The organism is Lysobacter antibioticus (assembly GCF_000731095.1).
In the GTDB taxonomy this organism is placed as follows: domain Bacteria; phylum Pseudomonadota; class Gammaproteobacteria; order Xanthomonadales; family Xanthomonadaceae; genus Lysobacter; species Lysobacter antibioticus_B.
Map to the genome: position 1 here is coordinate 60,730 of NZ_JMTZ01000012.1, position 12,822 is coordinate 73,551.

Annotated in this window: 10 protein-coding genes and 1 tRNA gene; all 11 read right to left on the reverse strand. The window is 66.5% G+C overall.

All coding sequences use genetic code 11. The features are described 5' to 3' along the window. Window positions 1-251 precede the first annotated feature (251 nt). Complete coding sequence (rpsO, locus tag EX88_RS0104760; RefSeq protein ID WP_031370860.1) at window positions 252-512, reverse strand: 30S ribosomal protein S15; 261 nt, start codon at window positions 510-512, stop codon at window positions 252-254. 222 nt (window positions 513-734) lie between these two features. Then, window positions 735-1,382: a hypothetical protein gene (locus tag EX88_RS0104765; RefSeq protein WP_031370861.1), complete on the reverse strand. Its 648-nt coding sequence runs from the start codon at window positions 1,380-1,382 to the stop codon at window positions 735-737. Window positions 1,383-1,440: 58 nt separating this feature from the next. Continuing rightward, on the reverse strand, window positions 1,441-2,373 hold the full coding sequence (truB, locus tag EX88_RS0104770; RefSeq protein WP_031370862.1) for a tRNA pseudouridine(55) synthase TruB: 933 nt from the start codon (window positions 2,371-2,373) through the stop codon (window positions 1,441-1,443). Then, complete coding sequence (locus tag EX88_RS0104775) at window positions 2,357-2,731, reverse strand: GlcG/HbpS family heme-binding protein (protein ID WP_200875798.1); 375 nt, start codon at window positions 2,729-2,731, stop codon at window positions 2,357-2,359. Before EX88_RS0104775 ends, truB begins: the two co-directional genes overlap by 17 nt. Before the next feature lie 255 nt (window positions 2,732-2,986). Further along, a complete protein-coding gene (gene rbfA, locus EX88_RS0104780) occupies window positions 2,987-3,406 on the reverse strand; it encodes a 30S ribosome-binding factor RbfA (RefSeq protein WP_031370864.1) in 420 nt (139 codons plus the stop codon). Window positions 3,407-3,515: 109 nt separating this feature from the next. Continuing rightward, a complete protein-coding gene (gene infB / locus EX88_RS0104785) occupies window positions 3,516-6,158 on the reverse strand; it encodes a translation initiation factor IF-2 (RefSeq protein WP_031370865.1) in 2,643 nt (880 codons plus the stop codon). A 207-nt stretch (window positions 6,159-6,365) separates the two neighbouring features. After that, window positions 6,366-7,853 (reverse strand): transcription termination factor NusA, encoded by a 1,488-nt coding sequence (nusA, locus tag EX88_RS0104790; RefSeq protein WP_031370866.1) that lies wholly within the window; start codon window positions 7,851-7,853, stop codon window positions 6,366-6,368. Window positions 7,854-7,929: 76 nt separating this feature from the next. After that, entirely contained in the window at window positions 7,930-8,526 is a 597-nt protein-coding gene (gene rimP / locus EX88_RS0104795; protein ID WP_031370867.1) for a ribosome maturation factor RimP, read from the reverse strand. A 293-nt stretch (window positions 8,527-8,819) separates the two neighbouring features. Further along, a tRNA-Met gene (locus EX88_RS0104800) sits at window positions 8,820-8,896 on the reverse strand. A gap of 793 nt (window positions 8,897-9,689) precedes the next feature. Next, a complete protein-coding gene (gene nuoN, locus EX88_RS0104805; RefSeq protein WP_031370868.1) occupies window positions 9,690-11,135 on the reverse strand; it encodes an NADH-quinone oxidoreductase subunit NuoN in 1,446 nt (481 codons plus the stop codon). Window positions 11,136-11,293: 158 nt separating this feature from the next. Then, window positions 11,294-12,811 carry an NADH-quinone oxidoreductase subunit M gene (locus EX88_RS0104810; RefSeq protein ID WP_031370869.1) on the reverse strand — a complete coding sequence of 506 codons (1,518 nt, stop codon included), beginning with the start codon at window positions 12,809-12,811 and terminating at the stop codon, window positions 11,294-11,296. Between the last annotated feature and the right edge of the window lie 11 nt (window positions 12,812-12,822).

Sequence of the window (12,822 nt, forward strand, 5' to 3'; positions counted from 1 at the left end):
GGTTCCTTCGGTATCTATGCGTTCCGGTCGGGGCCCTTGCCCCGCTCCGGTCGGTCGCCGGCGCCGGCGACCAATAGGTGGGTGTGCGTTGCGCCGGTCCGACCGGCCGCGTTGCACGTGACCCGGTTTCGCCAGGTCGAAGCCATGCGCTCATCAAGCGCAGGCGGCGTTGCGTCCTGCAGCGCCACGCGGGTTTTCATGCCCGCCAAAACAAACCGCGGCGCATCGCTGCGCCGCGGTTGGGTGTCCGGTTAGCGGCGCAGACCGAGCTTTTCGATCAGAGCCTTGTAGCGATCGCCGTCTTTGCGCTTGAGGTAATCAAGCAGGCTGCGACGACGGTTGACCATCATCAGCAGGCCGCGGCGGCTGTGGTGATCCTGTTTGTGCTGCTTGAAGTGGCCGGTGAGCAACTCGATGCGAGCGGTGAGCAGGGCGACCTGGACTTCCGGCGAACCGGTGTCGGCGGCGCCGCGCTTGTTGTCTTCAATGATCTTGCTGGTGTCGATCGACATGACTTATGTTCTCTGTAGATGCGGGGCCCGCAGAAGCGAATCGGTCGCGACAAAATCGCCCCGACGCACCGCCTGGCCCGCCGCTTGCTTTAGTGAGGATTGCCGTCCAAGCAGGTCCCGTTTGGAAGTGCTTGAAAAGCGGCGGGATTGTACCAGCCCGCGGCGGCGAATGCGACCCGTGGGTCACTGGGCGGTGCCCGCCCGGACAGCTGCGACACCCGTTCAGTTACTGGTCGCCGGCTCGGCCTCTCCCGCCGCCTGCCCGGCCGCTTCCGGCGCCCAGGGACTGCCTGGCCGCGAACGCAGTCGCTTCAACAAATGGCGTATTTGCTGGAAATCCTTGGGCGGCTGCAGCCGCCAGCGCCCGTCGACCTTGCTCAGACTGATGATCCGCATCTCCCAGGCCGGACCGGCCCCGCCGCTTGCGTCATAGGTCGCCCGTCCCACCGCGTGATACAGGTCGGCCCCTTCGTAGAGCCCGCCGATGAGAGTCAGACTCTTCACTCGCTGCACCCCAGGCTGCCGGGTGAGGCCTGCCAGGAAGGTCGCGAAGAACTGGGCATCGTCCAGCGCTTTCAGTTCCCCTGGCGTCTTGCCGCCCAGCACCTCCAGGAATTCCGAGGGAATGAACTCGGGCTCGACCTGCTCGAAAACCTCGGTGAACACCTCGCGAATGTCCCTGAGCACCGCTGGATCGGCGAGATAGGCTGCGCACAACCCGTCATTGGAGACTGCGCAGCCGCGCGCCTGCTCGGCGACCGTTTCCGGGCGGCTGCGATCGAGCCGCTGCAGCCATTCGGGCTCATCGGCGAATACCGGAGCAGCGATCGCCAGCAAACCGGCCAGCGCCGCACAAACGATGGATTTCATTGCGGCCCCTGCCCGTTGCGATTCGGTTCTGTGGTTGCTGCCGCCTCGCGGCAGCCGCTCAGCCGCCTTGCGCCGCCCAACGGAACAGGCGCTGCGGCTGCAGCCGCCCTTCGGCCTGGCGTAAACCGAGGCCCAGGCAGCGCCCGGCTTCGCCGAACACCGCCACCAGGCCCGGTTCTCCGGGCTCGCAGCTGACCGCCTGGCCATGGCCTAGGCGCTCGGCCGCGGTGGCATCCAGGCTGACCCGGCCGAAACCGCTCAGCCCGGCCTCGATCGGCAGCAGGCAGGCGTCGAGGGCGGGGTCGCTGCCCTGCTCGGCCAGTTCGCGCAGCGCATCGAGGGTGATCATGCGCGGCTGCATGAACGGTTCGACCCAGAGCCGGCGCAAGGTCGCGACGTGAGCGCCGCAGCCGAGGGCCTCGCCGAGGTCGCGGACCAGGCTGCGCACATAGGTGCCGGAGCCGCATTCGATGTGCAGCTCCAGGCGCGGGCCGTCGCGGCCGGTCACGCTCAAAGAGTGGACGACGACGTCGCGCTCGGGCGCTTCGATGACTTCGCCGCGGCGGGCCTTCGCATACAGCGGTTCGCCGCCCTGCTTGAGCGCGGAATAGATCGGCGCGCGCTGGCGGATCGGGCCGCGCAAGGGCGCCAAGGCGGCTTCGATCGCCGCGTCGTCGAATTCGGGCACCGGACGTTCGAGCAGGGGCGCGCCGTCGGCGTCGTCGCTGTCGGTGGTCAGGCCGAGCACCGCGGTCGCGCTGTAGGCCTTGCGCGCGCCGAGCAGCAGCCCGGCGATCTTGGTCGCTTCGCCGAAGCACAGCGGCAGCAGGCCGGTCGCGAGCGGGTCGAGGCTGCCGGTGTGGCCGCCCTTCTCCGCACGAAACAGATGACGTGCCTGCTGCAGCGCCTGGTTGGAGCTGATGCCGGGGGGCTTGTCGAGCAGCAGCAAGCCGTCGACGTTGCGCCAATTGCGTTTACGCGTCGTGTTCAAGCAAGCCGTCCGCCCCTGCCTGCGCGATTTGCGCGTCCTGAACCGCCTGCATCCCGGACACGCCGATCGCACCGATCAACTCGCCGCCCACGATCAGGGGCAGCCCGCCATCCAACGGCAACAGACCATCGATTCCGAGCAATCGCAGCCCCAACCCGCCGGCAGCGACCGCGTCTTCGAACGCCTTGGTCGGACGGCGGAACTTGACCGCCGTCTCGGCCTTGGCCTGGGCCACGGGAATGCTGCCATATTGCGCCTGATCGAGCTTGTGCAACATCACCAGATGGCCGCCGCTGTCGACGATGGCGATGACCATCGGCCATTGCAGGCGTTCGGCCTCGGCCTGCGCGGCGCGCATGACCCGGCCGGCGGCCGCTAACGAAATCGGCGCGCCGTAACGCGGCGGTGGCTGCGACATGCGAGGGCTCCTGCTCGGGCAAGAAAGAAGGGAAAGAACGCCGCGCGAAGGCGGTCGGGGTGCTGTGAGACGCGCCGCGCGCGTAGATCGGACAGAGCCACGATCGAGTCCTCGCGGATCGCGAACGACTGCGCCGGACTTGGCGGCTTCGCGCCGGTACCGACCGACGGACCGGGCGCCAGCGCCTGCCTGCGCTTACTCCGGCTTGGCGTCGCCGTCGCTTTGGCCGGCGGCCCGATCGCCGTCGGCTTCAGCGTCGGTTTCCAGCGGCGGCAGATCGCGCAACAGGATGCCGATGCGCTCGCCGCGATCGACCGAATCGTCGTAATGGAAATGCAGTTCGGGTACGTGACGCAGCTTCATCGCCCGGCCCAGCTGGTAACGCAGCTCGCGCGAGAGTTCCTTGAGCGCCTTGACGGCCTCCTTGGAACGCTCGGCCTGCAGCGCGGTCACGAACACCTTGGCATGGGCCAGGTCGCGCGAGACCTCGACGTCGGAAACGCTTACCGACGGCAGGTTGTGCTCGCGCACAGCCTCATGCACCAGCGTCCCGAGCTCGCGGCGGAGCTGGGCGGAAACGCGGTCGGTGCGATGGAACGATTTGCTGCTGGGCATGTGGATCCGGGAAACGAGAAACGGGAAAGAGAATCGGTAGAGCGGAAGGGGGAACCGGTTGCCGATAACCGCCTTGCGATTCCCGACTCCCGATTCCCGATTCCCTGTCTTACAGCGTCCGCTGCACTTCGATGCGCTCGAAGCACTCGATCTGGTCGCCCGGCTTGACGTCGTTGTAGGCCTTCACGCCGATACCGCATTCGGTGCCGTTGCGCACTTCGTCGACGTTTTCCTTGAAGCGGCGCAGCGATTCCAACTCGCCCTCGAAGACCACGGCGTTGTCGCGCAGGACGCGGATCGGCTTGCTGCGCTTGACCACGCCTTCGACCACCATGCAACCGGCGACCGCGCCGAACTTGGAGCTGCGGAACACGTCGCGCACTTCGGCGATGCCGATGATTTCTTCGCGGATCTCGACGCCGAGGATGCCCGAAGCCACCTGCTTCACCTGGTCGATCACGTCATAGATGATCGAGAAGTAACGCAGGTCGACGCCGTTGCCTTCGATGATGCGGCGCGCGGAGGCGTCGGCGCGGACGTTGAAGCCGATCACCGTGGCCTTGGCCGTGGCCGCCGCGTTCGCGTCGGACTCGGTGATGCCGCCGACGCCGGAGCTGATCACGTTGATGCGGATCTGGTCGTTCGACAGCGCCATCAAGGACTGGCGCAGCGCCTCGACCGAACCCTGCACGTCGGCCTTGATGACCAGGTTGAGGCTCAGCTGGCCCTCGCCCTTGCCCATCTGGGCCATGATGTCTTCCATGCGGTTGCCGGCAGCGGCGACCAGGCGCGATTCGCGGCGCTTGGCGTCGCGCTGCTGGGCGACGTCCTTGGCCAGACGCTCGTCCTCGACGACCACGAAGTCGTCGCCGGCATCGGGCACGCCCGACAAGCCGAGCACCTGCACCGGGATCGACGGACCCGCTTCCTGCACCTGCGAACCGGTTTCGTCGAACAGCGCACGCACGCGGCCGTACTGCACGCCGCAGACGAGGTAATCGCCCTTCTTGAGCTGGCCCTGCTGGACCAGCACGGTCGCGACCGGGCCGCGGCCCTTGTCGAGCGCGGATTCGATGACCGTACCGGTGGCGCGGCCGATCGGCACCGCACGCAGTTCCAGCACTTCGGCCTGCAGCGAGATCGCGTCGAGCAGATCGTCGACGCCGTCGCCGGTCTTGGCCGACAGCTCCACCATCTGGGTCTCGCCGCCGAAATCTTCGGCGACGATGCCCTCGGCGAGCAGCTCGTTCTTGACCCGCAGCGGATCGGCGCCGGACTTGTCGATCTTGTTGATCGCCACGATCAGCGGCACGCCGGCCGCCTTGGCGTGCTGCACGGCTTCCTTGGTCTGCGGCATGACGCCGTCGTCGGCGGCGACCACCAACACGACGATGTCGGTCAGCTTGGCGCCGCGCGCGCGCATCGAGGTGAAGGCGGAGTGGCCCGGGGTGTCCAGGAAGCTGATCACGCCGCGCGCGGTTTCGACGTGGTACGCGCCGATGTGCTGGGTGATTCCGCCGGCTTCGCCCGAGGCGACCTTGGTACGACGGATGTAGTCGAGCAGCGAGGTCTTGCCGTGGTCGACGTGACCCATGATGGTCACCACCGGCGGACGCGCGACCTTGTCGCCCTGCACTTCCTCGGCGTGCGCGATCAGCGCGTCCTCGGCGGCATTGGCGTTGGTGCGCACGACGGTGTGGCCGAGTTCTTCGGTCACCAGCGCGGCGGTGTCGTGGTCGATGCTCTGGTTGATGGTCGCCATGACGCCCATCTTGAACAGCGCCTTGACCACGTCGCCGCCCTTGAGGGCGAGCTTCTGGGCCAGGTCGGCGACCGTGATGGTCTCGCCGATCGCGACTTCGCGCACGATCGGTGCGGTCGGACGCGAGAAGCCGTGCTGGCCGCCGCCGGAGCGCGACTGCTCGGACTGGCGACGCGGCTGCGGCCGCGACTTGCCGCGCGAGCTGCTGGTGCGACGGGCGCGGTCGGAGGCGCTCAGATGCAGCTGGCCGGCGAAGCGGTTGGCCGCATCGTCGTCCTCGACGCCGGCGACCATCGCGTGCGAGCCGCGGGTCTTGTGGCGCGGCGCGTTGTGGTCGACCCGGGCCGGAGCCGGCGCGGCCGGCTTCGGATGGCCGTGACCGTGGGTCGTCGGCGGCTTGCGTACGGCCGTGGTCGTCTCTGCAGCGGCCTCGGCGGCCGCGACGACGACGCTGGCGTCGGCGAGCTTGGTCTTCTGCTCTTCCTCGGCCTGCTCGGCCTTGGCGCGCGCAGCTTCCTCGGCGGCGCGACGCACCGCATCGGCCGCGTCGGCGCGACGCTGGTCGTCGGCGGCCAGGCGCTGCTGTTCGGCGAGGTTGCGCTGCTTGGACTCTTCGAGCTTGCGCAGGATCTCGGCGCGTTCGTCGTCCGGCGAGATGGATTGGCCGGATTCGTTCGGCTTCACCAGCGTCACCTTCTTGCGCACGACCACGTCGACGGTGGTGCGGTTCTTGCCGCCACCGACGGTGATTTCCTGCTTGCGGCTGCGATTGAGCGTGATCTTCTTCGCCGCCTCGTCGGTCTCGGCCGGCTTGTCGACCTTGCCGTGAGCGCGCTTGAGGAAGCCGAGCAGCTTGACTTTCTCGATGCTGGTCACGACCTGGTCGGGGCCGCTGAACTTCATGCCGGCCTCGGCCAGCTGTTCCAGCAACTTCTCGACCGGCGTGTTCACCAGTTCGGCCAGCTTGCGGATGGTGGTTTGCTGCGACATTCGGTTTCCGTGTCCTCGTGGCGCGGGACGAGTCCCGCGCGTGATGGCGCCATTCTAGCTCCGCGCGCGCCGCACGACCGGCTCGCACAGACCTTTTTGGCCTGCCCGCGGACCGGGCCGATGCCCGATCCTGCGAATCCGAGGCCGGCCAGGCCGGTCTCGGTGTGCCGCAAGACGCTCTTTGAGCCTCTTGCGACGTGTGTCACCTCATTCGAACCAGTGCTTGCGCGCTTCCATGATCAGGGCGGCGGCACGTTCCTCGTCGACGCCTTCGATATCGGTCAACTCGTCGGTCGCCAGGTCGGCCAGGTCGTCGCGCGTGACCACCCCGCGCGAGGCGAGCGTGAAGGCCAGCGACTCGTCCATGCCTTCCAGCGACAGCAGATCGGCGGCCGGCTGGTGCTCGTCGAGCTCTTCCTCGGCGGCCAGCGCCTCGTTGAGCAGGGCGTCGCGGGCGCGGGCGCGCAGTTCCTCGACGATGTCCTCGTCGAAGCCCTCCACCGCCAGCAGCTCGCCGACCGGCACGTAGGCGATCTCCTCGACCGTGCTGAAGCCTTCCGAGACCAGGATGCCGGCGATTTCCTCGTCGACCTCGAGCTTGTCCTGGAACAGCTGGCGGGCCGAGGACTGTTCGGCCTCGGACTTCGCCGTGACCTGGTCCTGAGTCATGACGTTGAGCTGCCAGCCCGACAGGCGGCTGGCGAGGCGCACGTTCTGGCCGCCCTTGCCGATCGCCTGGGCCAGACGGTCTTCGGCCACGGCCAGGTCCATCGAATGCTTTTCTTCGTCGACGATGATCGACTGCACTTCCGCCGGCGCCATCGCGTTGATGACGAACTGGGCCGGGTTGTCCGACCACAGCACGATGTCGACGCGCTCGCCGTTGAGCTCGTTGGACACCGCCTGCACGCGCGAACCGCGCATGCCGATGCAGGCGCCGATCGGATCGGTGCGGTTGTCGTGGGCGAGCACGGCGATCTTGGCGCGGTCGCCCGGATCGCGTGCGCAGGCCTTGATCGAGACCAGGCCCTGGCCGACTTCCGGCACTTCGAGCTTGAACAGCTCCATCATGAATTCGGGGGCGGCGCGGCTGATGAACAGCTGCGGGCCGCGCGGCTCGGTGCGCACGTCGAACAGGAAACCGCGCACGCGGTCGCCGGCGCGCAGTACGTCGCGCGGAATGCCCTTGTCCTTCGGGATGATCGCCTCGGCGTTGCCGCCCAGGTCGACGTAGATGTTGCCGCGCTCCACGCGCTTGACGATGCCGGTGACCAGCTCGCCGACGCGGTCCTTCCACTGGTCCACGACCTGGGCGCGCTCGGCCTCGCGCACGCGCTGGACGATGACTTGCTTGGCGGCCTGGGCGGCGATGCGGCCGAAATCCGGGTTTTCGATCTGTTCTTCGATGTAGTCGCCGACCTCGACGCCTTCGACTTCGTCGATCGCGTCCATCAGGCGGATCTGGCGGTCCGGGGACTCCATGACCACGTCGTCGGCGACCACTTCCATGCGGCGGAAGGTCTCGTAGCTGCCGTCCTTCTGGTCGATGCTGACGCGGACCAGCACGTCCTCATCGTGGTAGCGCTTCTTCGCGGCCGAAGCCAGCGCGGCCTCGATGGCCTCGAAGATCACTTCGCGCGGCACGCCCTTTTCGTTGGCTACCGCGTCCACTACCAGCAACAGTTCCTTGCTCATTTCGTCACTCCGCACGGGTCGGCTCGCAGCCGCCGGCTATTGGGATTGGTAATTGGCTGAATCTGAATCGTTGTGATCACTTCTTCTTCGAAGGCTTGGCCTTCGAGGACTTGTTCTTGGGTCGGCCCTTGGCCGGCGCGCCCTGCGGCTCGCCCTTGCTCGGGGCCAGGCCGAGCGCGGCCCAGTCGGGCACCAGACGGCCCTTGTCGATGTTCGAGAACGGCACGGTGAACGTCGCGGCCTCGACCGTGAACACGACCTGCTCGCCTTCGATGGCGACGATCCGGCCCTGCAGGCGACGGCGGCCTTCGTGCGGCAGCTTGAGCGCGACCTTGACCGTTTCGCCGACCAGGCGGCGGTAATGCTCGAGCGTAAACAGCGGGCGGTCGATGCCCGGCGACGACACTTCGAGGGTGTAATTGCTGCTGATCGGGTCCTCGACGTCGAGCTGCGCCGACACTTCGCGGCTTACCGCCTCGCAGTCCTCGATCGACACCGAACGCGGCTCGGCGCCATCGGCACCGGCGGCCGCTTCATCGGCGGGCACATCGATATAAATACGCAGCACTGCATTGCCGGCGGCCGGCAGATATTCCACGCCGAGCAGTTCCACGCCCAACGACTCTACCGTCGGGGCGAGCAATGCAGCGATTTGCGTTGCCTTGTCCGTCACGCGCCTGACTCCTGACTCGGGGTTGCGACTGGTGTAACCAATCCTGGTGTAACCAATGTTCGATACGTCATGTTTCCACTGCCATCCGTTTCGCGGTCCGCAAGCGCATGAACGCGGGACGCCATTCGAAACGAAGCTTCCGGAAACCCAAAAACAACAAGGGGCCCATCGGGCCCCTTGTCCGTACAACTGGATTTCGGTGTGTTCGCGCGAGCAGAGCGCGATCACAAAGCCCGAGCTTCGCGGCCAAAAAAGAAAGCCTCTAGAGAGGCTTTCGATTCGCCAGCCAAAGCTGGTAGCGGGGGCAGGATTTGAACCTGCGACCTTCGGGTTATGAGCCCGACGAGCTGCCAGACTGCTCCACCCCGCATCAGGCCGACCATCATAACGGCCGGCGTTACTTTCTGCAAGCCTGCAATCAGATCTTCATGATTGCCGCTTACCGCTGCATCGAACCGGTGGATTCCCTTGGGAATTCGCGGCGTTGGTGCAGGCCGCAATCTTAATGCGCATTCAAATATTTTCAAGTCTTTTTTGCGATGAGCGTTGCAATCGGTCCGGGCCGGCAGAAAAACCTGTCGCAGATTTCAACGCCAGGCCATGCTGGGCCTGGTTGTCCGGCGCGTTCGGCGGCCTCGCAACGGGTGTCCAGTGGCGCCTACGGCGAAGCCCCACCGTGCTCTTCGAGTTCGCCCGGCCCGTCATTCCCTCGAAAGCGAGCTCCGCCTTATTCCGGCGTAGCCGAATATCCGGGGCTTTATCGCAACATGACTCTGAAGTCTCTGCGGCCCGGCCGGAGCGCATGGCGCCCTGGCGTTCATGGATGCGCGAGCCTATGGCTCGCGAGCGCATCCATTTACCCGCCTCCGCGGGGATGACAGCAAAAAAAGCGATACCTCGCCGCTTTGCCGCGAACGCACGCTAGAGGCCGAAAACCGAACGAGCCCGGCACATCTGCTTTCGATGCCGTCCACAGCCCCCTCGCCTTCCCCGGCGAATCGCAGATACGAATCCCGCCCTCGCTACCCGCTTCGGCCGGCGCTGCGCCGAGACGGCCGCACAGCCGCGAGGATCGCGCGCCACAAACGCATCGGGCCGGCAAAAGCCGGCCCGATGCTGAAAGTGTCAGCGAAACCGTCGAAGGTTTCGGATGCGGCCGTCGATCAGGACGGGAACGCGCGCATGCACCAGTCCATGATCGGGTTCCAGGCCAGGCCCAGCGCCAACAGCGCGAGCGCGTTGACCCCGAACACCACGCGCAGCGGACGGTCGTCGCTCGGCGGCGGCATCTTGCCGTCGGGCTCGTCGAAGTACATCGCCTTGATCACGCGCAGGTAGTAGAACGCGCCGATCACCGCGAACACGATGCCGACGATCGCCAGCCACAACATGTCGCCCTGCAGCGCGGCCTTGAGCACCGCCAGCTTGGCCCAGAAGCCGAGGAACGGCGGCAGGCCGGCCAGCGAGGCCATCACGCACAGGACCATGCCGGCCAGCCACGGGCTGCGCGCGTTGAGGCCCTTGTAGTCGTCGATCTTGTCGGCGTCGAAACCGCGGCCGGACATGACGATGATCGCGGCGAAGGCCGCGGCCGACATCAACGCATAGCTGATCGCGTAGAACATCGCCGCGGCGAAGCCCTGGGCGCCGCCGCCGGCCATGCCGAGGAACAGGAAGCCGACGTGCGAGACCGTCGAGTACGCCAGCAGGCGCTTGAGGTTGGTCTGGACCAGCGCGCTGAGGTTACCGATCGCCAGCGACAGCACGGCCAGGCCGGCCAGCAGCAGGCGCCAATGGTCCTCCTGCCCCGCCGCACCGACTTCGAGCAGGCGGTAGGTCATGCCGAACGCGGCCAGCTTCGGCGCCGAACCGATGAACAGAGTGATCGGGGTCGGCGCGCCCTGGTAGACGTCCGGCAGCCACATATGGAACGGCGCCGCACCGAACTTGAAGGCGATGCCGGCGACCACGAACACCACGCCGGTGATCATCATCAGTGAGGACGGACCGACCTGGGCCGCGATCGCGATCTGGTCGAGCATCAGGCTGCCGGTGGCGCCGTAGATCAGCGACAGGCCGTACAGCAGCAGGCCCGAGGCCAGCGCACCGAGCACGAAGTACTTGATCGCCGCTTCCGAGGCCAGCGGGCTGTCGCGGTCCACCGCGACCAGCGCGTAGGAACACAGGGCCAGCATTTCCAGGCCGAGGTAGACCATGACCAGGCTGCCGGCCGAGACCAGCAGCATCATGCCGGCGATGGCGAACAGCATCAGCACCGCGACTTCGCCCTTGTACAGGCCGCGCGAACGCAGGTAAGGCCAGGTATAGATCATCGACAGGATGCCGACCACGCCGATGCCGAGCTTGAGGCCGTCGGCGGCGGTGTCGCGCACGAACATGCCGCTGAGCACCGTGCCCTGCCCGCCGACATCGAAGGCGATCAGCGCCGTCGCCACCGCGACCACGACGATCGCGAACACGTGGGAAACGATGCGGTTGCGCTCCTCGATGAACAGATCGAGCATCAGCAGCGCGAACGCGCCGATGATCACCACCAGTTCGGGCAGCAGGGGCATCAGGTCGGCGATGGTCCGTACAGGCATGTTCATTAGTGAATCTCTTGGCGGATCCGGCCCTGGGCGAGCCTTGCTCTAGGAACGAGTTCAGAGGAGTGAGAAGTGAGCTGCCGCGTTCGCGCTTCCTACTCGTTCCTCACTACTCGCTTCTACTCACTTCTCCACCGCGCGGGCCTGAGCCCACGCGGGGTTCACAACTTACTGGCGACGATCTGGCTGGCCAGGTTCGCGATGGCGGGTTCCATCAGGTCGGTCAGCGGCTTCGGCCACAGGCCGAGCACCAGCACACCGGCCGCGAACACACCCAGCACCAGCGCTTCGCGCGGGTTGATGTCTTCCAACTCGGCGACATGGGCGTTGCCGACGTCGCCCCAGATCACCCGCTTGACCAGCCACAGGGTGTAGCCGGCGCCGACGATCAGGGTGGTGGCCGCGCCGAACGCGATCAGCGGGTGCTGCTGGAAGCTGGCCACGATCACCATGAACTCGCCGACGAAACCCGAGGTGCCCGGCAGGCCCGAGTTGGCCATCGCGAACAACACCACGAACGCGGCGAACCACGGCATCACGTTGGCGACGCCGCCGTAGTCTTTGATCATTCGGCTGTGCATGCGGTCGTAGAGCACGCCGACGCAGGTGAACATCGCGCCCGACACGAAGCCGTGGCTGATCATCTGCACCATCGCGCCCTGCAGGCCCAGGCGCGCGGCATCGGTGCCGTGCGCATCGCCGTTGTGGACCAGGGCGAAGGCGATGAACGTGCCCAGGGTGACGAAGCCCATGTGCGAAACCGACGAGTACGCGATCAGTTTCTTCATGTCGTCCTGGACCAGGGCGACCATACCGACGTAGATGATCGCGATCAGGCTCAGGGCGATCACCAGCCAGGCCCACTCGTGGCCGGCGTCCGGCACGATCGGCAGGACGAAACGCAGGAAACCGTAGCCGCCGATCTTCAGCATGATCGCAGCCAGGATCACCGAACCGGCGGTCGGCGCCTCGACGTGCGCGTCCGGCAACCAGGTGTGGACCGGGAACATCGGCACCTTGACCGCGAAGGCGATCAGGAAGCCGAAGAAGATCCACATCTGCTCGGCCGCGTTGAGCTGCAGCGCGTACATGTCCGACAACTGCCAGCTGCCGCCCTTCAGGTACAGGTAGATCAACCCGACCAGCATGAACACCGAGCCGAGGAAGGTGTACAGGAAGAACTTCACCGACGCGTAGACGCGGCGCGGGCCGCCCCAGACGCCGATGATGATGAACATCGGGATCAGCATGCCCTCGAAGAACACGTAGAACAGCATCGCGTCCAGGGCCGAGAACACGCCGACCATCAGGCCTTCGAGGATCAGGAAGGCGGCGTAATACTGGCTGACGCGCTTGTCGATCGAGGTCCATGCGCTGATCAGCACCAGGCTCGAGGTCAGCGTGGTCAGCGCGATCAGCGCCGCCGAGATGCCGTCCGCGCCAAGGTGGTAGCGGATGTCGTAGGTCGGGATCCAGGCGTGGTCTTCGACCAACTGCATCGCCGCGCTGCCGAAATCGGCATGGGTGAACATCATCACGCTCAGGCCGAGCGTGACGAGGGCCACCACCAGGGCGAACCAACGCGCGGCGTTGGCGCGCTCGTTGCCGAACGCGAGGGTGGCGAAACCGCCGAGGATCGGCAGCCAGATCAGAATGCTAAGCAAGGGCACGGGGCTCACGTCGGGTGTCC

Coding starts and splice junctions, on each gene's coding strand:
- EX88_RS0104765 (WP_031370861.1), bottom strand. CDS start 1,382: ATGAAATCCATCGTTTGTGCGGCGCTGGCCGGTTTGCTGGCGATCGCT.
- rpsO (WP_031370860.1), bottom strand. CDS start 512: ATGTCGATCGACACCAGCAAGATCATTGAAGACAACAAGCGCGGCGCC.
- rbfA (WP_031370864.1), bottom strand. CDS start 3,406: ATGCCCAGCAGCAAATCGTTCCATCGCACCGACCGCGTTTCCGCCCAG.
- infB (WP_031370865.1), bottom strand. CDS start 6,158: ATGTCGCAGCAAACCACCATCCGCAAGCTGGCCGAACTGGTGAACACG.
- EX88_RS0104775 (WP_200875798.1), bottom strand. CDS start 2,731: ATGCGCGCCGCGCAGGCCGAGGCCGAACGCCTGCAATGGCCGATGGTC.
- nusA (WP_031370866.1), bottom strand. CDS start 7,853: ATGAGCAAGGAACTGTTGCTGGTAGTGGACGCGGTAGCCAACGAAAAG.
- nuoN (WP_031370868.1), bottom strand. CDS start 11,135: ATGAACATGCCTGTACGGACCATCGCCGACCTGATGCCCCTGCTGCCC.